Source organism: Bacillus tequilensis KCTC 13622, assembly GCF_000507145.1.
Classification (GTDB): Bacteria; Bacillota; Bacilli; order Bacillales; family Bacillaceae; genus Bacillus; species Bacillus tequilensis.
On sequence record NZ_AYTO01000039.1, the window covers coordinates 224,279 to 247,269 of the forward strand.

20 protein-coding genes and 2 pseudogenes are annotated in these 22,991 nt (G+C 41.2%); 8 read left to right on the forward strand and 14 right to left on the reverse strand.

Annotation, left to right across the window (positions count from 1 at the left end; translation table 11 throughout):
* Window positions 1-72 precede the first annotated feature (72 nt).
* The 4 genes from V756_RS0117820 (at window position 73) to V756_RS0117840 (ending at window position 2,515) form a co-directional block, all read left to right on the forward strand.
* Window positions 73-1,062: a DUF4003 family protein gene (locus V756_RS0117820; RefSeq protein WP_024715867.1), complete on the forward strand. Its 990-nt coding sequence runs from the start codon at window positions 73-75 to the stop codon at window positions 1,060-1,062.
* Window positions 1,063-1,074: 12 nt separating this feature from the next.
* Window positions 1,075-1,890, forward strand: coding sequence for an alpha/beta fold hydrolase (locus V756_RS0117825; RefSeq protein WP_024715868.1), 816 nt, complete (start codon window positions 1,075-1,077; stop codon window positions 1,888-1,890).
* Between the two features lie 82 nt (window positions 1,891-1,972).
* Window positions 1,973-2,182, forward strand: a complete 210-nt coding sequence (locus tag V756_RS0117830) for a cold-shock protein (protein WP_003234008.1) — start codon at window positions 1,973-1,975, stop codon at window positions 2,180-2,182.
* 183 nt (window positions 2,183-2,365) lie between these two features.
* On the forward strand, window positions 2,366-2,515 hold the full coding sequence (locus tag V756_RS0117840; RefSeq protein WP_024715869.1) for a hypothetical protein: 150 nt from the start codon (window positions 2,366-2,368) through the stop codon (window positions 2,513-2,515).
* Window positions 2,516-2,546: 31 nt separating this feature from the next.
* Here V756_RS0117840 and V756_RS0117845 read toward each other — a convergent pair whose 3' ends face one another.
* Window positions 2,547-3,593, reverse strand: a complete 1,047-nt coding sequence (locus V756_RS0117845; protein ID WP_024715870.1) for a TolB-like translocation protein — start codon at window positions 3,591-3,593, stop codon at window positions 2,547-2,549.
* A gap of 65 nt (window positions 3,594-3,658) precedes the next feature.
* Window positions 3,659-4,030: a cell wall metabolism protein WalM gene (gene walM, locus V756_RS0117850; RefSeq protein WP_081719912.1), complete on the reverse strand. Its 372-nt coding sequence runs from the start codon at window positions 4,028-4,030 to the stop codon at window positions 3,659-3,661.
* A 438-nt stretch (window positions 4,031-4,468) separates the two neighbouring features.
* Here walM and bdhA point away from each other — a divergent pair, with 438 nt between their 5' ends.
* The gene (gene bdhA, locus V756_RS0117855; RefSeq protein ID WP_024715872.1) at window positions 4,469-5,509 is read left to right on the forward strand and encodes a (R,R)-butanediol dehydrogenase; all 1,041 of its coding nucleotides are present in this window, start codon (window positions 4,469-4,471) and stop codon (window positions 5,507-5,509) included.
* Between the two features lie 46 nt (window positions 5,510-5,555).
* On the opposite strand, the pseudogene V756_RS1000000123690 reads toward bdhA, so the two are convergent.
* From V756_RS1000000123690 to gutB, 8 genes and pseudogenes are all read right to left on the reverse strand, one after another.
* Window positions 5,556-6,110 (reverse strand): annotated as a pseudogene (locus V756_RS1000000123690) (MFS transporter); the annotation flags it as partial.
* An 88-nt stretch (window positions 6,111-6,198) separates the two neighbouring features.
* A complete protein-coding gene (locus V756_RS0117870; protein WP_024715875.1) occupies window positions 6,199-7,170 on the reverse strand; it encodes an SPFH domain-containing protein in 972 nt (323 codons plus the stop codon).
* A 30-nt stretch (window positions 7,171-7,200) separates the two neighbouring features.
* On the reverse strand, window positions 7,201-7,968 hold the full coding sequence (locus V756_RS0117875; RefSeq protein ID WP_024715876.1) for a TPM domain-containing protein: 768 nt from the start codon (window positions 7,966-7,968) through the stop codon (window positions 7,201-7,203).
* On the reverse strand, window positions 7,968-8,993 hold the full coding sequence (locus V756_RS0117880; RefSeq protein ID WP_024715877.1) for a TFIIB-type zinc ribbon-containing protein: 1,026 nt from the start codon (window positions 8,991-8,993) through the stop codon (window positions 7,968-7,970). The genes V756_RS0117875 and V756_RS0117880 overlap by 1 nt, the downstream gene beginning before the upstream one ends.
* 66 nt (window positions 8,994-9,059) lie before the next feature.
* On the reverse strand, window positions 9,060-9,743 hold the full coding sequence (locus V756_RS0117885) for a PspA/IM30 family protein (protein ID WP_024715878.1): 684 nt from the start codon (window positions 9,741-9,743) through the stop codon (window positions 9,060-9,062).
* Window positions 9,744-9,940: 197 nt separating this feature from the next.
* Entirely contained in the window at window positions 9,941-10,903 is a 963-nt protein-coding gene (locus V756_RS0117890; protein ID WP_024715879.1) for a carbohydrate kinase family protein, read from the reverse strand.
* Between the two features lie 94 nt (window positions 10,904-10,997).
* Entirely contained in the window at window positions 10,998-12,374 is a 1,377-nt protein-coding gene (locus tag V756_RS0117895; RefSeq protein WP_032682154.1) for an MFS transporter, read from the reverse strand.
* Window positions 12,375-12,447: 73 nt separating this feature from the next.
* On the reverse strand, window positions 12,448-13,509 hold the full coding sequence (gene gutB / locus V756_RS0117900; RefSeq protein WP_024715881.1) for a sorbitol dehydrogenase: 1,062 nt from the start codon (window positions 13,507-13,509) through the stop codon (window positions 12,448-12,450).
* Between the two features lie 202 nt (window positions 13,510-13,711).
* Between gutB and V756_RS1000000123695 the strand changes: the two are divergent.
* Window positions 13,712-14,918 (forward strand): annotated as a pseudogene (locus V756_RS1000000123695) (tetratricopeptide repeat protein).
* 197 nt (window positions 14,919-15,115) lie between these two features.
* On the opposite strand, the gene V756_RS0117925 reads toward V756_RS1000000123695, so the two are convergent.
* The 4 genes from V756_RS0117925 to groES form a co-directional block, all read right to left on the reverse strand.
* Window positions 15,116-15,505: a hypothetical protein gene (locus V756_RS0117925; RefSeq protein WP_024715884.1), complete on the reverse strand. Its 390-nt coding sequence runs from the start codon at window positions 15,503-15,505 to the stop codon at window positions 15,116-15,118.
* Between the two features lie 1,643 nt (window positions 15,506-17,148).
* The gene (locus V756_RS0117935) at window positions 17,149-19,464 is read right to left on the reverse strand and encodes a glycoside hydrolase domain-containing protein (RefSeq protein ID WP_024715886.1); all 2,316 of its coding nucleotides are present in this window, start codon (window positions 19,462-19,464) and stop codon (window positions 17,149-17,151) included.
* 371 nt (window positions 19,465-19,835) lie between these two features.
* On the reverse strand, window positions 19,836-21,470 hold the full coding sequence (gene groL / locus V756_RS0117945) for a chaperonin GroEL (protein WP_024715887.1): 1,635 nt from the start codon (window positions 21,468-21,470) through the stop codon (window positions 19,836-19,838).
* 48 nt (window positions 21,471-21,518) lie between these two features.
* Window positions 21,519-21,803, reverse strand: a complete 285-nt coding sequence (gene groES, locus V756_RS0117950) for a co-chaperone GroES (protein WP_003155970.1) — start codon at window positions 21,801-21,803, stop codon at window positions 21,519-21,521.
* A gap of 238 nt (window positions 21,804-22,041) precedes the next feature.
* Here groES and V756_RS0117955 point away from each other — a divergent pair, with 238 nt between their 5' ends.
* Both V756_RS0117955 and V756_RS0117960 read left to right on the forward strand, forming a co-directional pair.
* Window positions 22,042-22,776: a CPBP family intramembrane glutamic endopeptidase gene (locus tag V756_RS0117955; protein ID WP_024715888.1), complete on the forward strand. Its 735-nt coding sequence runs from the start codon at window positions 22,042-22,044 to the stop codon at window positions 22,774-22,776.
* Window positions 22,773-22,964 carry a YdiK family protein gene (locus V756_RS0117960; RefSeq protein WP_003225680.1) on the forward strand — a complete coding sequence of 64 codons (192 nt, stop codon included), beginning with the start codon at window positions 22,773-22,775 and terminating at the stop codon, window positions 22,962-22,964. The genes V756_RS0117955 and V756_RS0117960 overlap by 4 nt, the downstream gene beginning before the upstream one ends.
* Window positions 22,965-22,991 lie beyond the last annotated feature (27 nt).

Below are 22,991 nucleotides of genomic sequence, written 5' to 3' on the forward strand. Positions count from 1 at the left end.
AGTTTTTTCTATATGAAACTTTTGGCCCTATTTCTCGTATAACATAAAAACAGCAAAAAGGAGCTGCTTTTTATGCTGACAAACGACCTGAATGAAAAAACGAGGCAATACATTTCCATTTATGCCGAATTAAAATCAAAATTAAAATGGAAAGTTGCACACGATCAGATATTAATGCTCATTTCTTCTGCATATATTGTGAATAAAAGAGAGTTTGATTTTCAGCGCTTTTACGATTTGAGCAGCTATATCAAATCAAACATCGGCAGCTTCTCAACACTCAATTCACACCATCGTTTTACTGTTGCTTCCATTCTGGACATTCATTTTCAGCATGAGGCAAAGCAAACGTTTCTGACTTTCATCGATGGATACAACGAGATGATTAGACTTGGCTACAAACGGGACATTTTCACGTACCTTTCCGCCCTTATTATACTCACCGGCAAATCCGAAGCCAGCAATCAAAAAGAACAGATGAACATGGGGCTTGCTGTTTATCAGCAAATGAAGAAAAATCATTATTTCCTCACGTCAACTCAGAATATTCCGCTTGCTGTATTGCTCGCCAAGAACGGAAAAGGTTTGCAGGCGCTGGATAAAGCGGAAACGTGCTATCAGCATCTGGCAGCAGGCGGATTTCGCAAAGGCCAGCACTTACATCAAACCAGCCACATCCTTGCCCTGCACACTGAAAAAGACGTGGAAACGCTTGTTTTGCAATGCAGAAAGCTGTTTCAAGCCATCACTGAGTCTTACAAAAAACCAAAGGTTGATCATTACCCTGAGCTTGCTCTGCTCACATTTCTGGAAGAGCCTGATATCAAAACTGTTCTGGCCATCACACAAGAGCTGAACCAAGAAAAACGATTCAAATGGCAAAAGGAAATGAATTTCAAAATTGCTGTCAGCCTATATCTCAGTGAGCGTATGGAGAAAAATCTGCTGATCGAATCCGGACTATACACAGCTATCGAAACCGCCATCCAAGCACAGCATGCATCCGCGACAGCTGTCATCATCGGCTCAACAGCAGCCGATCATTCTCATGACGGAAACTAGAGGAGGAGAAACATGCCATACATCACATTAGAAGATCAGACACGACTGTACTATGAAACGCATGGGAGCGGCACACCGATCCTGTTTATACACGGTGTACTGATGAGCGGACAATTTTTTCACAAGCAATTTTCAGCACTTTCCGACAATTATCAGTGTATTCGTCTCGATCTTAGAGGACACGGCGAATCTGACAAAGTGCTGCACGGACACACCATTTCCCAATACGCCCGTGATGTAAGAGAATGTCTAAAAGCATTGGAGCTCGACCGCGCCGTGCTTGCCGGCTGGTCAATGGGCGCTTTTGTGGTATGGGATTATTTCAATCAATTTGGGAATGATAACATACAAGCCGCAGTGATCATTGATCAATCCGCTTCCGACTATCAATGGGAAGGCTGGGAGCACGGTCCGTTTGATTTTGACGGTTTAAAAACGGCGATGTACGCCATTCAGACCGATCCGCTGCCATTCTACAAAAACTTCATCCATAATATGTTCCAAGAACCGCCTGCTGAGACAGAAACAGAATGGATGCTGGCAGAAATCCTCAAACAGCCGGCTGCGATTTCAAGCACGATTTTATTTAACCAAACGGCTGCTGATTACCGCGGCACTCTTCAAAATATCAATGTGCCGACATTGCTGTGCTTTGGAGAAGACCGCAAGTTTTTCTCTGTTGCTGCTGGAGAACACTTGCATGGCCTCATTCCAAATTCGACGCTTGTCACCTTTTCTAAGAGCAGCCATTGCCCGTTTTTAGAAGAACCGTGCGCTTTTAACAGCACACTCCTCTCCTTTTTAGATAAGCTGATTGGAAAGTCATAAAGAAAAAGGAATTAGGAGATTAGACAAAAGTATGAGACAATAAGAAATGTGCAGTAAAATACATGAGGGAAGAAGTGACTTTATGTCTTACTATAACAAACGTAATCAAGAACCGCTGCCTAAAGAAGATGTGAGTACATGGGAATGCACAAAAGAAGACTGCAACGGCTGGACCCGAAAAAACTTCGCCAGCAGTGATACGCCATTGTGCCCTTTGTGCGGAAGCAAAATGGTCGACGGCATTCGTTCATTAGTGAATCTCCAAAACAACAGCCAAACGAAAACAAGCTAGTTCTTCCCTATAATAAATACAGTCTCCCGCAAGCAAACAATCCTCGAACGGAGACGTAAATTATCCAGAATGAAGGTTTCTCATCGCAAGAAGCCGAAATTTGAAAGAAGCCCAAAACGGAAAATGTTTCGGGCTTTTCATTTCGCCATTATGGTATAATATGGATGAAGAAGAGGTGATAACGTGATCACAAACCAGCAGCAAAAAGACCTGAAAAAAAGAGCTCAGTTCAAAAAGCTGAATCTTACAATCAACTCTTATGTTGAACTTCTGTTTTTGTCGATACCTTTGATCCATCTCTTTAAATGGCTCGGATCATTCCTTGTCCATTAAAAAACCACTCAGCCTATGCCGAGTGGTTTTTTTAGTTGATGACAGAAAAGCTGTTGATGATGCCGTTCGGATTTTCCCACACTTTTTTATATGTCTTATTTTCAAGATTATAGGAATAAATCGTCCTCACCTTGGCTTCACGCCCTGTTTCATCCTTTAGCTTTTTAGCCCCCTTGGCTTCAGCAAGAAAATAAATGTTCTTGCCATCCATAGAGAACTGCGGCTGGGCGTCAATTAACAGCTTAAAGGATTTTTGATTTGAAATGATGGTTTCATACTTTTTCGTATCCGCATTCAGCATCTGAATAGAAGCGGTTTGCTCCGTGCCCTTTTGTGTATAAGACGTAAACAAAATACGTTTATCATCATCAGAAACAGCAATATCGCTGATAAACCGGTCAAGGCTTTTAAGCTCATCAAATTGGGTTTGGCGGCCTGCCGCAAAATGAATCGTTGTCGGTTCAGGATCGATCCCCTTTTCGTTCGCTTCATCTGTTTTCTTGTAGTCTTCTTCTACAGAATAATGAAGCAATGCAAATGAATCCGTTTTTTTGTTATAAAAGAAGCTGCTGACGCTGTCATCCTGATCTTTCACGGCAGGATAAAGGTTTTTATACTTCTTCGTTTTCAGATCAAAGGCTGCGAGTCGGAAATTGCTTTCGTCCGCTTTCCCTAGACGGAAATAGATGGTTGAACGGTCCTTTGACAAAAACAAACTGTCCGCACTCTCCGCGCCTTTATAAAGCATCGTCTTTTGATTAGACTTTAGATCAAGCTTAAAAAGCCTCATTTCATTTTGATCATTATTGCCCGTATAATAAAGCACCTGCTGCTTCTGATCCAAGGCAAATGCCGGATAGCTGGTCAGCTTTTCCTCATGGATCACCTTGTCATTTTCGTAATACTTCGTCAGGAGATCAGTATTTGTAATCGAAACAAGCAGCTTATCACCGCTTTCCGTATGTACTGAAACACCGGCAGCGTTCTCATGGCCTTGATCCTTTGCAGTATAAAACGCAAAACCCGCCGCAGCGGCTGCGATCACGACAATTAACAATAATACGATTCTATTTTTCATCTTTTATCTCCACCAATAGAAAAAGCAAGAATATGACTTCTTGCTTTACAGATTATATATGTAGATTAATAGCTGTAATGTCCCGCTACCTTTCCTCTGCTTAATGGGTATCCAAGCGCTTTAAACGCTTTAGGGCTTACATCCAGGACTGCATGAGGCATTCTGCCAACATCATTTTTATAAACCGTAATCACCTTTTTAGGTTTCGCTTTTGCATAAGCTCTGATTTTTGTCCCGTTTCTAGGAACATCAAATCCGAGTTTTGTCGCACAATCCCAATGTCCAAGTTTTTTACCTGAAGAGCCTTTTTTCCCGACTCCATTATACCAAGTAATATTTCCGTTCACATGTTTCGCACTGGCATCTGATGAAAAACTCAAAGCGCCCAAAGTACTTCCTACTAAGATAAAAGCGGCTAAAATGACTTTCTTCAACATTTCGTCCCCCTGTTTGTTAACATCTAGGAAAATTATACACGATGAACCAGGATTTTTTTATTTCATTATCCTTACAGTAATGTTACAAAATCAGAAAAAAGATCTCTTCTAAAATAAACCATGGAAGATTATCCTATTATAATTGCAGTGTTAGCGTTATAATTGTTAATAGAGTAGTTATCGCATTCAATATGAACGAACCATTACCGTATTGTTCAAACCAAATTCATAATTATGTAAACGATTCATACTCTCTTATAAAGAAAAAAGAGTGTGCGAGACTCTTTTTTCTTCAAAGTTTCTTTTTTCAAAAAAAACGTAGATTATATTATATAAAAGTTTCATTTCTTTTTTGGTTTTAAAAATGGCGATTTTGTGAACAGTTCATATTGATCAGTGCGGAATTACTCATATAAAAAGATATAGGAGTGGTAATCCATGAAGGCAGCAAGATGGCATAACCAAAAGGATATCCGTATTGAAAATATCGAAGAGCCAAAAACGGAGCCGGGAAAAGTAAAGATCAAAGTCAAATGGTGCGGCATCTGCGGCAGTGATTTACATGAGTACTTAGGCGGCCCGATCTTTATTCCGGTTGACAAACCTCATCCGTTAACCAATGAAACAGCGCCTGTCACAATGGGCCATGAATTCTCAGGTGAAGTGGTTGAAGTTGGCGAAGGCGTTCAAAACTATAAAGCAGGCGACCGCGTCGTAGTCGAACCGATTTTTGCAACACACGGCCACCAAGGCGCATACAACCTTGATGAACAAATGGGATTCCTCGGCTTAGCCGGCGGCGGCGGCGGTTTCTCTGAGTACGTCTCTGTAGATGAAGAGCTGTTGTTCAAACTTCCTGATGAATTATCATACGAACAAGGTGCGCTCGTTGAACCTTCAGCGGTTGCTTTATACGCTGTCCGTTCAAGCAAAATTAAAGCCGGCGACAAAGCGGCTGTGTTTGGCTGCGGCCCGATCGGACTTCTTGTGATTGAAGCGCTGAAGGCGGCTGGTGCGACTGATATTTACGCTGTTGAGCTTTCACCTGAACGTCAGCAAAAAGCTGAAGAGCTTGGAGCGATCATTGTTGATCCATCTAAAACAGACGATGTCGTCGCTGAGATTGAAGAACGCACAGGCGGCGGTGTTGACGTAGCATTCGAAGTCACAGGCGTTCCAGTGGTATTACGACAAGCGATCCAATCAACTGCAATCGCCGGTGAAACAATCATCGTCAGCATTTGGGAAAAAGGCGCTGAAATCCACCCGAACGATATCGTCATCAAAGAACGTTCAGTCAAAGGGATTATCGGATACCGCGACATCTTCCCTGCTGTATTGTCATTAATGAAAGAAGGCTATTTCTCAGCTGACAAACTCGTCACGAAAAAAATCGTGTTAGACGATTTGATTGAGGAAGGCTTCGGGGCTCTTATTAAAGAGAAAAACCAAGTGAAAATCCTTGTCAGACCTAACTAATGAACTTAAAAAGAATCCGCGCTCGTATGCGGATTCTTTTTTTATCTTATCCAATCGCTTCAGCACCGGACTCTTTCTTTGTCTCGCCGCGTTTATAAATGCGGAAATTTTCCTCCAGCTGTTCAAGCAAAATTCTTTTCGTTTCCGGCAAAAATGTCTTCACAAACAGGATTGAGCAAATACTTAATACAACGAAGATAAAAAACGCTGCGGCCAGCAATATCGGGAAAGTGAAACTGACTGCAAGGTTCACCACCCAGGACCACATATGGAAGCGCCAGCGATCCTTCGAGTAAAAACGAGAACATCCCGATTAGCCATAATATCGCCGCCGTACCGATCAAGCCTGTCATCAGCATCGGCCCGGCGGCCTGCTTTACCAAGAAGCCAATTCCAATAAACACAATCCGGCAAACCCACGAAACCACAGCTTTTTAAACGTCGCTTTGTCAAGCTGATCTTCTTTTTCGAAACCTTGCAGCTCAGCTGCCGTTCGCTTTTCATCCCTTATTTTTTTAATACCCGCAACGCCTCTTCTTTTCTCCCTTTAGAAACGAGCCCAGCGAGGACTTTCAGGCATTCTGATCATGCCGAAAAATAAGGAATGGCCTGTTCAGGAGCAGACAATAGACAACGCATAAAAAAAGTCCCGAGTGTCTGACCACTCCGGACTTTTCACTGTATCATTCTCACACAAGCTTTTGGCCGCAATTCGGGCAAAAATTAGCTTCACCGGTTTTTATGCCGCAGTTCGGACAGAAATTGGGTTTGCTTCCGCTGCCAGATGACTGTGATCCTGATGACTGCGCCTGCTGATTCTGATTCATTTGATTCATCATCTGGTTGGCCATATTCATTCCCATCATCATTCCAGCCATATCAGAAGCCGTACCGCCTCCGCTCATCTTTCCGGACGCCATTCCATCCGTCATTGAAATTTGCTGGTATCTGTTTACATCCCCAACCATGCCATAGGAAGCGTTCTTTGTAATCATATCTTGAACCTCTTGAGGATAATTAAAGCTCATGATTTGAAAACCAGTGACCGTCATTCCGTCGCCGATTAATTGCATATCTAAGTCTTCTTGAATCCCCTTCGCAATGTCAAAAGCATTGGCTTGGAGATTAAACATGTCTTTCCCTTCTCTAGTGATCCACTTCATAAGAAGCTGATCCAGAATGGAAGTGATCCGGGTTTTAATATCCTCTACAAAATATTGATCCTTCACGCCGGCGATTTTATCAATCAAGCTGATATAGTCCTGCACCTTGAAATTAAATGTGCCGTTTGCGCGAATCGGCATCCCGCCAGGCATTCCCGCTGCTGGAATATTTATCGCCTGCTTTGTTCCCCATCTTACGGTAAATTCCTTCGTATTAACAAACAGCACCTCGGCGCGCATGCCGCTATTAAACCCAAACTTAAAACCCTTTAATGTTGATAGGAATGGAATAATCTCAGATTCAATATCATAATCACCGTCATCTTGAAACATCCCTTCAACCCTGCCATTGCTCAAAAACACAGCATCCTGTCCGGGACGAATGATTAAACGGCTCCCTTTTTTAATTTCACGATTGTTCCATTTATAAAAAATTATGTCATCTCTAAATTCTTCCCACTCAACCACATTCGCTAATTGATTTCTGAAAAACGACATTTTGCCTCTCCCTTTCTCTATTTCTTACTTTTAGAAACTGCCGCGGCTTCCGCTGTATGACGTACCGCCTTTCGTAACCCCGCCATCGCCGCCGCTGTCTTTATCATTTGATGGTTTTCTTTCTCTCGTTACAGTCGTTCTGATATAGGTGTCATATTGATCAATCACATCGGACGTACGATGATCCATATATGTATTCCCATTAACCGTTACTTTGCCGCCTGCATGATAAAGCATGATTGAAACCGCGATGCCTCCGACTGCGATGGCAACAATGAGCTGAAACCACCATGTAAAGAATATGTTGTCGGGATTGATTCCCGGTTTTATGCCCATATCTTTATAAGAAAGCTGAATATATGTCTGAAAAGCTTTGAAATAATCTTCATTTGATAAATCAGATGAAATCGTATTTCTGATGCTGTTTAGCCTGCTGTTGTCCAAATACTTTTCAGCTTTTTTGTAGCCGGTGATGAATACCTCTCTGTTTGCCATATCGAGCGTTAGTATGGCTGTACTGCCTTTTCCGTAACGATCATAAAAGTCGCTGGCATAATCAGCAATATCCTCACCGTTCGTGCTTTTTGTCGTAATAATGATGAAATCAGTGTCTCTCTTTGCCCCCAGCTCTGCCGAGAGAGATTCGAGTTTTTTGATTTCTGCTTTCGATAATAGATGAGCATGGTCATACACATGCTGCTGTGATTCAGAAGCTCTTGCCGCTTCAATTCCCAGTACTGGCATTATGATGAAAACAGCCAGCACAACAAGAATCGCTTTCCCGAAAAATCCCCGCATCAAAATCCGCCTCCCATCATCAATGAGACGAGCTTCAACGCAAGAAATGTCCCGCCTGCTATTCCGCTAAACCACGCCGCCACTTTTCCTGAACTGATCGGCGGTTTTCCGACAACCTTGCCTGTTTGCCCGTTCATCGCAAAAGTATGCTCTGCTCTTTCATAATCGTAACTGACCATCCAAACGGGAAGCAGAACATAAAAGCTGTTCACGTTTTTCGTGTGAATATGTTTGTCCCTCACATTGACTGACGTATATCCGGAAAAAGCAGAATGTATGTATGAATCTATATAACTGCTGACTTTCTCTTTTGCCCTCGGAAAAAGCTCCTCATCTGTATAATTGTATTTTTCCGCAATATAACCGGCCAAATATGCCGTTTGAAAGTCTTTCAGCTCATCGTATGAATAAGGCTCCAATTTATCCATTAATTCATCTTTCATTTTTTCAGAGGCATCGACAGGGATTTTCAAATAATCGAGATTGATATCACGAAACGCTTCAAAGTGCTCTGTTTCCGTGCAAATATAATCCCCTTCTTCATATTGATGGACTCTGGTACAGTTCGCTGTCACCTGTACTTCACTATTTAAATCAAACATCCAAAATGGAATATACATGCCGGTGATGCTTTTAATACGATCAGCCGACATGAAACCTCTTGGTGTCAGAAGACCTTTTTTGCACCACTTTCGAAATGCCTGCTCTGCTTCTTGTTTACTGATTGTAAATGGAATGACCTTCGCCGGCGCCAAATGTCCTGATAAACGATCGGCAAGTATAGCAGCACCTCCGCAAAAACTGCACGTTGTCGCTGTCGTTTCAGCTTCCGTCATTAAAACAGCACCGCAGTTTTCACATTGATATTCCTTTGCTTCATCATCAGAAAACCGCGCCGCAATGTTTTCTTTCGGAAGGCTTTCAATATTGTCCTGTCTTCCGCAGCTACCGCAGGATAACGACCCGGATTCACTGTCAAATGCCATATCACTGCCGCAGTTCGGACACTTATAAGATATTATCATTACCCGTTCCCTCTCACATCTTATGATAAAATGTGCCGCAGCCGAAAAGCTGCGGCCTCCTATGTATTATTTATCGAGCATCATTTTCGCTTTTAACGCCGCAAGTTCATCATCCACCTGACTTGAACCGGCAGTATCATATTTAGCAGTCAGATCATCAATATCATCCAGCGGAGCGCTGTTCAGTTCAGCCATTGCATTCGCCTGATCAAGTGCCTGATTTACTTTGTCCTCCATTCTGCCGAATGCAGACATTGATTGGCTGGCACCCGAAACAGAAGCGCCCAGCTTGTTCATTCTATCTTGCGTTTTCGCTACTGCCCACTTCGCCTTGATCATATTTTTGCGTGCTTCCAGCTCTCCAATGTCAGACACCAGTTTGTCATGCATCTTTCTCATTTGCGCGGCATTGGCAGCAGCCATTTGATTCGCCGTCTGCAGCTCAGGAAGCTTTGATCCTAAAGATGTTTTTCTTTCAAGGAATGTTCTCGCATCGCCCTCATTCCCCGCTTGCAGCGCCTTCATCGCATAGCTTTCCATTTTCTCCATGTCTGCCTGGCATTCACGTAATTCTCGATTTGTCCTTTGCTCCTCAGCCATAACAGCTGCTGTTTCTGCCTTTACCTTAGACAAATCGCTGTTCATGTTTCTTAAATATTGATCTGCCATTTTCTCTGGATTTTCAGCCTTGTCTAACAAAGCATTGATATTCGCCGACATAATATCTTTGAATCTCGTCATTATACTCATCATGTAGTACCTCCGCTATTTCGTTAAACTTCTTACCACATATACTATTTATTATCGTTAAAAGTTTCACTTTTTTTATAAAAAGTGACATTCCAATAGAAAATACATAACTTTTTACCCGAATTTAACATTTACGCACAATATAAAAAAGGATGCTTCCCAAAGTCCAAAGACTTTCAAGAAAACATCCTCGATGGTCACAAATAAACTTCAATCTCTTCCATACTGGGCAGTGCATCAATCGCCCCAATTTTAGTGCACACAAGAGCGCCCACCTTATTGGCAAACGCCACAATCTCACGCAGCTTCGCAAAATCAGCATCAACAGATTGAATGTGGTCCGTGTTTGCCAATTGATATAAAGCGGCGCCGACAAAAGCGTCTCCCGCTCCCGTTGAGTCAATTGATGTAACTGGAATACTCGGAATGATTTCTTGCTCCTTCCCATTCGAAAGAAGCGTCCCGCTTTTCCCAAGTGTCACAGCAACCATTTTGGCTCCGATCTCATGAAGGATCGCTACACCCTTTTCATGATCCTTCACACCGCTGATAATCTCAAGCTCCTCGTCACTGACTTTCACAAAATCACTTAAGGCAATCGCTTTTTTTGCGACACTTACAAACTCTGAAACCCTTCCCTTCCATAAATCCTCACGATAGTTAGGGTCAAACGAAATAAACTGTCCCTTATCCTTTGCAATCGACATCAGCCGTAAATAGGCTGAACAAAACGGATCTGACAGCAGCGCCGTTGCAGAGCCGAAATGAAGGATTTTCGCTTCGTTTAATTTTGCCTGGTCAATATCCTCCAGCGTAAACAAAGCGTCCGCGCCTCGATTAAAAACAAAATCGCGCTCTCCATTTTGTTTTAATGAAACAAAAGCAAGCGTTGTAGGCGCTTTCTCATCCATGACCAGCATAGAAGTATCGACGTGTACAGCGTCCAACGTTTGCTTCAGAAAATACCCAAACGGATCCTTGCCCACTTTTCCGCTGAAAGCCGCGTCTCCGCCCAGTTTGGCAATCGCTGCCGCCACATTCGCCGGAGCCCCGCCGGCACTTTTCAAAAAATGGCGCCCTTCCGTCAAATCGACATCCACATCGGTACAAAAGAAATCAATTAACAGTTCTCCAATACAAACAACAGAATGACTACGCATATGATCACACTCATTTATCTTTTCTGGATTACAGTCTCAGTATATTACTTTCTGCCATAAATACAATATTGAATATTGAAAATTTTACACCTATTTATCTTGCAGACCTTTTCTCAAGCTCATAGATGATGTGCTTATATCTTTTTTCAGTTAATGGATAGAAGGTGATGAGAATAATAGAAAGCAAAATGAAAAATCCCGGAATCAAAGCATTCATGTTTTTAATCGCATTCAATGACGCAACTGTCTGGTCTGCATTCGCGACATATCCGGCGATTCCTAAATAAATGGCCGAAAATGACCCGGCTAACGCCACACCCAGCTTATTAATAAAGCTCATGCTCGAAATGACCACACCATCCGCGCGAATTCCGGTTTTCCATTCGGCATAATCGACACAATCGGCAACCATTCCCCAAGCAAGGGTATTCAAAGGCGTCGTGAAAAATCCAGAAACGAAAAGCCAAACGAAAATGAGTGTAATCGAAGAATACGGCGTAAAATGCAGGCCTGCATAAGAAATAATCGATAGAGCAGCCGTGATGATCATGACTTGTTTTCTGCCCCACTTCTCAGAAAAGAAAGGAATAAACAGATTGCTGATCAGCGCTGCTCCGAAAAATAAAACGGTGCCCATAAACACAAATTCTTTATGGTTCACATTATACGTAAAATAGTACACCATCGTGCTGAGCTTAATGTTAAACCCGATCGCAAAAGCTAAAAATGAAGAAACCAAAATAAGCAAAGGCTTATTTCTGAACAAAACAGATAACGTTTTTTTCATTCCTTGTTTTTTTCTTTTTTCAGGCTGAATCCGCTCCCGCACAGTAAAGAAACTGAACAGATTCAACGCGATGCTCACCGCCGCATAAATAAGCGCTGTCATCTGGAAACCAAATGCCTGGTCTTTCCCGCCGATGGCGTCCGCAAGCGGTGTCGCACAGGAAATCGATAACAGAATTCCGATATAAACCAAAATCATTCTGGTTGTTGTCAGAATCGTCCGTTCTTCCACAGAATTCGTCATCCGCCCCGTTAAGCTGTTCACCGGAATCGTTTGCATACTAAAGGACATCCCAAGCAGAATATAGGTGATGTACGCATAGACCATATTCCCCGTCTCACCGAAATGAGGCGTCGTGAAGCATAAAAACGTAAATAACGCAAAAGGAAATGCCACCCACAGCAAATATGGCCTTGCCTTTCCCCACCTTGTGTTCGTTTTGTCTAAAATCAATCCCATAATCGGGTCAAAAATAGCATCCAGCACCCGCACAACAAGAAACAAAGTGGCGATGACCGCAGGCTGAATGCCGCCGACATCTGTATAATAGAATAGCAGGTATGCGTTTACAAACTGAAAGATAATATTATATGACATATCACCGAACCCATAGCCGATTCGCTCAAACCAGGACAGGCCATGATGCTTCGTCTTCAGTGCCGTTGCTTTTTCTGTTTCCATCATCATTTCCCACCCCAAGAATCCGTTTTCACTTTTGATAAGCAAGAGGGAGAATGCAAAGATCCTCCCCGTTCAATCAGCGATTTGGATACACCATCACTTTTAAACATTCATTCTTAAATTGAAGCGCCCGTTCCATCGCCTCCTGCGTCTGCTCCAGCGGATATTGGTCCGTTACAAGGTGCTTCGTGTCCACAATGCCAGAAGCGAGAAATTCGATTCCCTTCGGATACGTATTGGCATAACGGAAGATCCCGTAAATATCAATCTCGTTATCCGCAATAAACGGCACATTGAGCGGAATCTCGCTTTGCGAAGGCAAACCGACAATCGCCAATTTTCCGCCCCGGCGCACAGAAGCCAGTGCGGATTGCAATGCCGCTGGATTCCCCGCTGTTTCCCAAGCAACATCAACGCCTCTGTCATTCGTGATCGTTTTAATCTCTTCAAGCGCATCCTGTTCACGAATATTGATGAAATGAGTCGCGCCCATTTTTTTCGCAGCCTCTAAGCGCAGCGGCTCTAAGTCAGTCACGATAATTGTGCCTGCCCCAAATGCCTTAGCTGCCGCAACAGCCATTAACCCCACCGGTCCCATTCCCATAATTGCAATTGTTGATCCGGGCTGAAGCTTTGTTCTCGCCGCTGCGTGAATGCCGACAGAAAATGGTTCAATCAAAGACGCATCTTCATAGGATAGTGAATCCGGGATCGAAAAAACGAAGTCCTGACGCATTTTGATATATTGAACAAATGCGCCATCTACCGGCGGTGTAGCCAAAAACTGCACATCCGGACAAAGGTTATAGCGCCCTTCCTTGCACGCCTCACAGCGTCCGCATGTGACACCAGGTTCAACAGCAACGCGGTCTCCCACCTTGAACTGGTCGACAGACGATCCGACGGCGGCAATTTCACCCGCACATTCATGGCCCAGGATAAACGGTTCTTCCACCACATAGTTGCCGATTCTGCCGTTTGTATAGTAATGCAGATCCGATCCGCAAATCCCGACAGCCATCACCTTAATCAACACTTCATCATGATTGATGTCAGGCACAGGCAATGTTTCAATTTTGATCTCTCTTGTGCTGTGCATAACAGCCGCTTTCATGCTTTGAGGTACTGTGTGAGTCATTTGGCAAATTCCTTTCTTTAGAAAATAAAATGTAAGTGCATACATTTTTGTTTTCTCTGTTACTGCCCCCATTTTATCTGCTTTTCAAGACGTGCAAAAGCCTTTCCTGCTGTATAAAGGACAGCCGCACTGTACTTTATTATTTTCTCATATACCCAAAACGCTGGATTGATAAAATAGTACTAATTGGAGGTGCAGGCTTATTGCTGAACTTGAAAACCGAAAACAATTTGCACAACTGCTGGCACCTGGCGTCGACGATGGAAAACTGTTCGGGGTGATATGGATCATTCTCGACAAGACTGACTTCGCTATCGAGTGGTTGACCAATCTGCTGGAAACGACCACCATCCCAGTCATCAAACCTGCCTTGCCAGTATGGGTGACGTCTTGCCTCAAAAAAGCGAAAACGCTGCGAAAAGAAGGGTCATTCGGAGCTCCAAGTGAAAATGAAATTGAAAACACAGTAAAACGGCTGTTTCATGACATGCCCGGCTATAAAACGAATGCGCTTACAGAACAGCCTATTACGCATAACTTACTGACACGCTAGGCCGGACACTTTATCGGGCGCAGCTTTGATATGGAAGCGATACGGCAATGGATGCTTTCTCCGTCACCAGTCTGTTTAATCACTGGCTGGGCCGGCATGGGAAAACCACAATCGCTCTTGAAGCCGCCTATTCCTGTGTAAATAATTCTCCAGGTTGGCAGCATCCAACAGCATTATTTGGGTCAGCGCTGATTGGAAAGAATTGAGCTTTAGCGATTTCTTAAATACTATCCCTACCAGCTCGGGAGCACAGCACAAATAGATAAATCAATCAATGAAAAACGGTTCGTCGTCCGCAATGCGTTAGCCACGCCCTAAAGGTTCTTGAACAATCTGACGCTCACGATGCCCATGATCTAAAGGTTTGGGGACATGCACTCAAAGCAAGGCTGTTTTTTAAAAGCCGGGCAACAGGAAAAAGCAGAAGTGATTTTAAATGAAATCGAAGACCAACCGATTTCCCCTACATTTCAACACAGGATTCTGCTGGTACGCGGAGATCTAAGCTTTGCGAGAGGTCATCATGAAGAAGCTATTCAATTATACGAAGCGGCAAATGAAATCAACTCCACGTTGACGGCGAAAAAACGATAGAAGCCTACTTCAATCTGGGTGTCGCTTACGTGAAATGTTGTCAGTTTGAGAAAGCAGAACAAGCCTTTGAGCAGATGCTCTATGACAAACATAACGCGAATCAGGTTGAACTGATCTACTATCACTACGTAATGGCACAGCTGTTGTATCGTACAGGAGAGAAAACGAATGCAATGGAAGCTAATCGATCCGTATGATTGATTCGTGGGAGCCGGGGATTGGGATTCGGGGTGAGGTGGAGCAAATGGATATTCTCATTTAAAAGACAAATACATTGCGGCTAGCGGTACGAGCTTTGAAAAACACTCATGACCTTGTTGTTTTTAAAGATAAAAAGGTATCTTTATCAGTACAGTAAATTGATTAAGATACCTTGATTGAAAAATTAATATTTCACAGAAAACAAATTTCTAAAGTTAAACTTTTTAACAACAAGAGGTTAATACTTATACAGCCGTATTAATGCTGTACTGTAATATAATGTTTTAGTTCACCTGACCAATATCTTCCTCCCCAATCCTGTCCAACTTGCACATCATACTTACCTGCAGGAAGATTTTTCGTTGAAAAACTCACACGAAAATTACGTGAACCAATACTATGCGAAATATCTTTTCTGGCAAATACTTTACCTTTATTATTTAATATAATTACTGTAAAGCCATTATCTAAATCCCTAGCCAAAGTACCCGTAACCACAATGGAAGTAGCACTTTTCGTATATGTATTAGCATCTGTTTTAAATTTGATTGTACCTTTCGAATCCATAGCTAAGGCTTCTGACCCGCCTGCGAAAATGGCAACTCCCAAAAGCACTGCTGTAAACAGGGTGATTACTAACTTTTTCATCTTTAGAATTCCTCTTTTCTTTTTAATATTTTAAATCTACAATTATAATAACATATCCCCCTAAAAAATATAGGTTTTTCCATATCTTCCTTCTGAAAAATGAATAAGTATGATAGAAATTTATTAAAATTAGTGTAAATTAAGATTCTTTTGAAAAAAATCTTGTTTTAATCTATTTGAAATAAGCTTAAAATTTGAAGCATCATCTATAAAACCTTTGCCAAGGTGTCTAATAAAACCATATACACGAATAAAAGATTACAAAGTGCTAGACAAATACAATTTTAATTTCTCCCATTACTCCCAAGTCTCTACTGAAAAAATTAAAATTTATAAGTTTCTTATATTACATGAACCTAATATAGAGTGTTTTCTGAGTTGTAATAATATATTTATACCTGCTTTCAAAATAAAATTGCAAATACCTGTAAAAAAATAGTTGCGAAGAATTCCTGAAACATATAAGTATCAAAAAATCATGCATAAATGTTCTCTTAGCATGTGGAGGAAATCAACAGCAATACTTTCGATATATCTAGAGTCATTCAATTAAATGGAACTTAAAACAATAAAATCCCATCTTTAGTAAACCCAACCTGTATAGAAACAATTTCCCCACAAGCCTTTTTGTTTTATAAAGATACCTTTAATTATTATATTCAGCTTTAAGAAACAGAAAATAGCTCCCATATGCCTAGCTCTGCTTGTTTAGGGAACGTGAGTAATCTTCTTTATATTCTAGTAGGCGGATGTGAGGAGAATTTGTAAGTTGGTTGTATTTTCATAAAGCTAGTACATTTCTTCCAGTTTATAATGAGTGGTGCAGAATATTATATCGTTGATATTCAATCCAAGAAACCATCTGTTACGCCCTATTATAATAAATTTATCTTTAGAACTGTCTATCTAAACAGATACCATGAAGATATCCGTGAATATCATTTAATGAAATCAGCAGATTCCTTCATTTCACCATATTAGGATTTAACTTATTTATGATGAAAAAGATTTATGTATTAATCAATTTTTTAAAACAGTGAACCTCTTTGTATACGATCCGTTTAGGCAAATCAAATTCAGCTTATGCCGAAAAGAATTTCTTGTAAAAAAGAAACCGGTCTTTGAAGTCTACTATTTTCAAAATGGATATTCCATTGAGAAATAAAAGGGCTGTTGAGTTTTTGAAAGCTTAGTCTTACTTTTAGTAATCTTTTATAGCTTTATCATACTTCTAAAATTTTAGTTTTGACCAAATGTAGTATGGTTATACATAATCGTTACTTCCCGACTAAACCCGCCATCAAAAGGCCTGCTACGATCAATAATAAGAGTAAAAGAATACAGAGTGCCAGGATAAAAATAGAGAGATACTTAGCAATCCCTTTAGGTGCTTTGAATGCTATAATACCCCCCACAACTATCCCTAGAATTCCAAGCGCCCAATGGATATAGGGTAGAAAACACAATGTGAATAACAGCATGATAAGTGACACTATCCCTAAATATTTCCTCATGTTTTCCCCTTTCTTTCCTTCCATTAAATCAAAAAGAAAATTGAACTTATAATTTGTTGTATATTCTTAAGATCTTAAAATATAGAGTACCATATTTTTTGAAATGTATGGTACTCTACTCTAAATTTTCTATTCACTTGCTACAAGGTCTAGTATTTTATCAGCAAATGCATTTGCCATAATTTCTCCCTCTTCTTCCGTATAATAAGGGACTTCCATTTGCATTGAACCCCTTAGGGCTACCCTTGCCGCTGTAATATCAGGATTATCTCCAATCATAATATTACTCGCATTCAGTCTCAAATTATTTTCATTACTATTAAATTTATTTTTATAAAATAGCTTATATCTTGAGGAAACAAGACTATTATAATACTCTTGAACTGCATTTAAAATTGGCTTAGTGTTATTATTTAATAAGATCTGCGCGATGTTAATAGCATCGATATCTCCAAGGAAATCCGAATTATCAAAGTTGCCAGCCGATGTTTTTGTACCGATCAAGTCGTAAGCAGCTTTATATGTTCTTGTTTCATTGTCGCCACTATACTTATCTCTATTTTTATATACATCAGCAGCAACAGTAAATAAATCACCACCCCACCCTGCTAAATCTTGTTGTGTAGTTCCAACTAACGGAAGATTCGCATACAATAGAGCAGATAATGTAGCCATAAGATGAGGAAAATCAATAACTTCAGATTTTGAAACGGGATCAGTTGCATAGACAAAACTATTTTCTCCTACAGCACTAATAACATATTCCTCAAAGCCTTTATCAAATTGTCCAGAAGTTAATGTCCATATTAATGATTCATATCTTTTGCGACGATAATAGTTGGTTGTAAGCTTATTCGCTTGATTGATATCATTGTTTGTATATTGAAGGCCTAAAAGTTGAATTTCATATAATTGCTTGTATAGCTCTTGATTGAGATCAGTTGAGAAATCAAGACTTGAAGCCCCATTATCAAGTCCCGACTTAATATTATTGTCTATTTCAATTTTACTGTCTCCTGAACCAACACTAATAGTTGAAATTTGATCGAATGCCCAATTTTTTGGCAATGGATAGCCTAAATTTGCACTAAATCCCGTGGACATATCACTTACAAAACTGGTTGTTGCCCAACCTTTCTGCGATACTTGACTGCAAACATTCCGGGCACCATATATTCCAACTTTATAACGATTCCCCAGATATTTCATTTGTTCATTAATGCCCTTAAAGTGTGGAAGAATTTTGTTAGTTATATCATCTCCTAAAGCGTCAAAATCCACGGCAAAATATATTGTTGTTCCATTTTCAAATCCATAATTTTTGGCAGCTGTAAAAGCATCTTGAGCATCTCTTTTCCCTTGAGCTTCACTGAAATGACTTGAATTATTCCCATAAGTTTGATATATCGGAAAAACAGTTAAACCAGCATTAAAAATAGTTTTTAATTCGCCAGGTTTTATTTTTTTCTCCAATCCTCCTGGAATGTCTACAAGATAACGACCAATTGTTTCATAGCCTGCATTTTTTAAAGCTTTAGCTCTAGCAGGCGTAACTTCTGTTATACAATCACAAGCTGTACCCTTGCGATTAGGATCTCCTTTACTCTGCAACAAAGAAAGCCAAGTTTGTTTTCCTGTAACTCCATCGGATGGCAACTTAACAAACTGTTGGAATTCACTAACTACATTTTTTAATAGTGTACTGTACTGTCCATTGAATTCTCCTGGATTGAAATCATTTACATATAATGCATATTGAAGGAGCTTAACAAAGTTTGCATTAGTACTTCCTATGCTCAGAGTTGGTAAAAGGTTGGTCGTAGAAGGCCCTATTGATCCCGTTTGTAGAGAGGGAGCAATTCCCTCTTCTGTTTGAATACCGTATATTAAAGCTTTATTAGTCCCTCTTTGGTAGTAACCATCACATGGTTGGACTCCAGATGTTTTGTAATATTTTGAATTAAGATCTCTTTGCATTTCTCTAATTCTAGAATTACCACCAGATGTGAGCACATAAGCATCCATAGTTAAAAATGCTTTAAATATATAGGAATAAACTTTCCCGTCACGAATAGGCAGTCCCGCATCAGTTTGTAATTTAATTACTGCAGCTTTAGTCCCTTCTCCAAAAGTTCCTGTAAATCCAGTTGGATTGTAACCTTTACAATACATTGCTCCTTGAAGAATTAGCACAATTCTTTTTCCTTTGTCATCAGTAGGAATACGCCCAATTTCCATTTCTCCCCATGATTTGTACGCTACTTCAGTTCCTGGTCCAAAATTATCAGCGGGTGTAGAGATTCCAAGTTCAATTTGCAAAGCCCTAGTTAAAGCATACATCGTGGACCAACCAGTTTTCCCATTTTCAGGTGCTGGAACGAAGCCAGGCTTTCCAGAGTAAGCAGCATTTACCCAGAGTTGTACTTTCTGAATCATTTCATCCATTATAGTCACCTCTTTTATAGTATTCATGTCTAGGTGGCAAGCGTATGACAAGAAAACCCTTCTCAGTTGAGAAGGGTTTCATCATAATATGGCAAACTTCATCAATAGGCTTTTTATGCATTAAAATACTTATAAATGAAAAATTAAGACCTTTTGAATTAATACATGCAATTCTTGAAAAAGGTAAGCGGAGTCAACAATAAAATATATACCTACTTCTCACCTTATAAATAAAAAAGGATGCTTCTTCTAAAGTCCAGTAGACTTTTGGAAGCATCCTCAATGAATGTTATCTTTTTGTTATTTTTCCAGCTGCACGGGTGATAAAAAACGGTCAAACCCTTGGTATATCAAGGGTTCTTGCCGTTTGATTACATCATGCCGCCCATACCGCCCATGCCGCCCATATCAGGCATTCCTGCGCCGCCAGCGTTTTCTTCTGGCTTGTCAGCGACAACAGCTTCAGTTGTTAACAACATAGCCGCTACAGACGCAGCGTTTTGAAGAGCTGAGCGTGTAACTTTTGTTGGGTCAACGATACCTTTTTCGATCATGTTTACCCATTCGCCAGTTGCAGCGTTGAAGCCTACGCCGATTTCTTCGTTTTTGAGGCGCTCAACGATGACAGATCCTTCAAGACCAGCGTTGTGTGCGATTTGACGGATCGGCTCTTCAAGCGCGCGAAGCACGATGTTGATACCTGTTTGCGCATCGCCTTCAGCTTCAACTGCAGCGACTTTGTTATATACGTTGACAAGCGCTGTACCACCGCCGGATACGATACCTTCTTCAACAGCTGCACGAGTTGAGTTCAGGGCGTCTTCGATACGAAGTTTACGCTCTTTCAGCTCAGTTTCAGTCGCAGCGCCGACTTTGATGACAGCTACGCCGCCAGCAAGTTTCGCAAGACGCTCTTGTAATTTTTCTTTGTCGAATTCAGAAGTTGTTTCTTCCACTTGAGCGCGGATTTGAGTCACTCGGGCAGAAATTTTGTCTGTTTCGCCAGCGCCTTCCACGATTGTTGTGTTTTCTTTTGTAACGACAACTTTAGAAGCGCGTCCCAATTGTGTGATTTGAGTAGATTTCAGGTCAAGGCCAAGATCTTCTGTGATGACTTCTCCGCCAGTAAGGACAGCGATGTCTTCAAGCATTGCTTTACGGCGGTCACCGAAGCCAGGAGCTTTAACGGCAACTGCGTTGAATGTGCCGCGAAGTTTGTTCACAACAAGTGTTGCAAGTGCTTCGCCTTCAACATCCTCAGCGATCAGAAGCAATGGTTTGCCTTGCTGAACAACCTGCTCAAGCACAGGAAGGATTTCTTGAATGTTTGTGATTTTTTTGTCTGTGATTAAGATGTAAGGATTGTCAAGAACCGCTTCCATCTTATCAGAGTCAGTTACCATGTAAGGAGACGCATATCCGCGGTCGAATTGCATACCTTCTACAACTTCAAGCTCAGTTGTGAAGCCTTTAGACTCTTCGATTGTGATAACGCCGTCGTTTCCTACGCGCTCCATTGCTTCAGCGATAAGGCTTCCGACTTCCTCATCAGCAGCAGAGATCGCAGCAACCTGAGCGATAGACTCTTTGCCTTCGATTGGCTTAGAAATTTCTTTTAAGTTTTCGATCGCAACGGTTACAGCTTGTTCCATACCTTTACGCACGCCTACAGGGTTAGCTCCTGCTGTTACGTTTTTCAGGCCTTCACGGATCATTGCTTGCGCAAGAACTGTCGCAGTTGTAGTACCGTCACCGGCAACGTCGTTTGTTTTGCTGGCTACTTCAGCCACAAGCTTCGCACCCATGTTTTCAAACGCATCTTCAAGCTCGATTTCTTTTGCGATTGTTACACCGTCATTTGTGATTAACGGAGAACCGAATTTTTTCTCTAGAACCACGTTGCGTCCTTTTGGTCCTAAAGTTACTTTTACAGCATCAGCAAGTGCATCGACACCGCGAAGCATTGCGCGGCGAGCTTCTTCACTAAACTTAATTTCTTTTGCCATGTTTACAAGACCTCCTCAAAAGTTTTAAGTATTGTTTATTTAAGAAAATTAGCCGATAACAGCTAAAATGTCGCTTTCACGTAAGATTAAGTATTCAGTACCTTCGTATTTCACTTCAGTACCTGCGTATTTTGAGAAGATAATGCGGTCGCCCTCTTTTACTTCTAAAGCAACGCGCTCTCCGCTTTCTAACACGCGACCTGAACCAGCTGCCACGATTTTGCCTTCTTGCGGTTTTTCTTTTGCAGAATCCGGCAACACAATTCCGCTGGCAGTTTTTTCTTCAGATTCTACGAGTTCAATGACAACGCGATCACCTAATGGCTTTAACAATGTAATAACCTCCTCAATAGTATGAATATGTAATTTTAGCACTCGGCACTAAAGAGTGCTAACACAATTATTATAATAAAGAATCTCACTTCCAATTTCAAGTGATAAGATAAAAAAATTTTCACGCTTACATGATTCTTTTCAGCTCCTTTATCCGTTAGCTTTTTCACCCATGATTCGATTATGTTACAATAGCTGTAGATAAACGAAACCCACTTAACAAAGGAGTACATATCATTTGCGAAAACAGTATTGGTTTATTATTTTGACATATGTCATTATGCAGTTTTCCTCCATAATCGCCATTCCCTTGTTATTTAAATTCGGGTATGGCGAAGGACAGCCGACAAAAGAGAATTTGCTGCACGCGCAAGGATTATGGTCCGTTATCAGCTTTATCGCCTGTCTCGTTGTCGTTCTGCTCATTCTGAGAACTGTTCCGAAAGAAACACTGCGAAACGGACAGAGGGACTCAGTCGGACTTTCTATTCTGTGGGCGATAGCCGGTTTTTTCATTGCCCTCTTCTCTCAAGGAATTGCGGGCTCTATTGAATATTATGTATTTGGCATCGGAAGAGAATCAGAAAATACACAAGCCATTCTGAAAGTCATTCAGGCAGTCCCGTTTATGATTATCGTTTCTTCTGTCGTCGGGCCTATATTGGAAGAAATCATCTTCAGAAAAATCATTTTCGGTGCGCTATACGAAAAAACAAATTTCTTTTTTGCAGGACTGCTCAGCTCGGTTATTTTCGGGATTGTGCACGCTGATTTGAAGCATCTTCTTCTTTATACAGCAATGGGGTTTACCTTCGCCTTCTTGTATGCAAGAACAAAACGGATATGGGTGCCGATTCTTGCCCATTTAATGATGAATACATTTGTCGTCATCATGCAGCTTGAGCCTGTTCAGAAATACCTTGAACAGCAGAGTACACAAATGCAATTGATTATTGGAGGATTATTTTTATGAGAAACCCGGTAGTTTGGGGAATGATCTACTTTGCCGTAGGGTGCATCTTTACTTATCTTGCCGCAAGCTCGCCAGGCAGCATGTGGTCATTTTACTCCATCCTGCTGATGGTGTTCGCCGCTTACAACATCAGCATTTCTTTTAAGATGTTCGCCTTTTCTTTTAAAATCAAAAAGAACCAGAAATAAAGAAAATCCATTTCTCTCATGAGAAAT

Excerpts from the sequence above, each read along its gene's own strand:
- V756_RS0117820 (WP_024715867.1), top strand. The coding sequence starts at position 73 with ATGCTGACAAACGACCTGAATGAAAAAACGAGGCAATACATTTCCATT.
- V756_RS0117825 (WP_024715868.1), top strand. The coding sequence starts at position 1,075 with ATGCCATACATCACATTAGAAGATCAGACACGACTGTACTATGAAACG.
- V756_RS0117830 (WP_003234008.1), top strand. The coding sequence starts at position 1,973 with ATGTCTTACTATAACAAACGTAATCAAGAACCGCTGCCTAAAGAAGAT.
- V756_RS0117845 (WP_024715870.1), bottom strand. The coding sequence starts at position 3,593 with ATGAAAAATAGAATCGTATTATTGTTAATTGTCGTGATCGCAGCCGCT.
- walM (WP_081719912.1), bottom strand. The coding sequence starts at position 4,030 with ATGTTGAAGAAAGTCATTTTAGCCGCTTTTATCTTAGTAGGAAGTACT.
- bdhA (WP_024715872.1), top strand. The coding sequence starts at position 4,469 with ATGAAGGCAGCAAGATGGCATAACCAAAAGGATATCCGTATTGAAAAT.
- V756_RS0117870 (WP_024715875.1), bottom strand. The coding sequence starts at position 7,170 with ATGTCGTTTTTCAGAAATCAATTAGCGAATGTGGTTGAGTGGGAAGAA.
- V756_RS0117875 (WP_024715876.1), bottom strand. The coding sequence starts at position 7,968 with ATGCGGGGATTTTTCGGGAAAGCGATTCTTGTTGTGCTGGCTGTTTTC.
- V756_RS0117880 (WP_024715877.1), bottom strand. The coding sequence starts at position 8,993 with ATGATAATATCTTATAAGTGTCCGAACTGCGGCAGTGATATGGCATTT.
- V756_RS0117885 (WP_024715878.1), bottom strand. The coding sequence starts at position 9,743 with ATGAGTATAATGACGAGATTCAAAGATATTATGTCGGCGAATATCAAT.
- V756_RS0117890 (WP_024715879.1), bottom strand. The coding sequence starts at position 10,903 with ATGCGTAGTCATTCTGTTGTTTGTATTGGAGAACTGTTAATTGATTTC.
- V756_RS0117895 (WP_032682154.1), bottom strand. The coding sequence starts at position 12,374 with ATGATGGAAACAGAAAAAGCAACGGCACTGAAGACGAAGCATCATGGC.
- gutB (WP_024715881.1), bottom strand. The coding sequence starts at position 13,509 with ATGACTCACACAGTACCTCAAAGCATGAAAGCGGCTGTTATGCACAGC.
- V756_RS0117925 (WP_024715884.1), bottom strand. The coding sequence starts at position 15,505 with ATGAAAAAGTTAGTAATCACCCTGTTTACAGCAGTGCTTTTGGGAGTT.
- V756_RS0117935 (WP_024715886.1), bottom strand. The coding sequence starts at position 19,464 with ATGGATGAAATGATTCAGAAAGTACAACTCTGGGTAAATGCTGCTTAC.
- groL (WP_024715887.1), bottom strand. The coding sequence starts at position 21,470 with ATGGCAAAAGAAATTAAGTTTAGTGAAGAAGCTCGCCGCGCAATGCTT.
- V756_RS0117960 (WP_003225680.1), top strand. The coding sequence starts at position 22,773 with ATGAGAAACCCGGTAGTTTGGGGAATGATCTACTTTGCCGTAGGGTGC.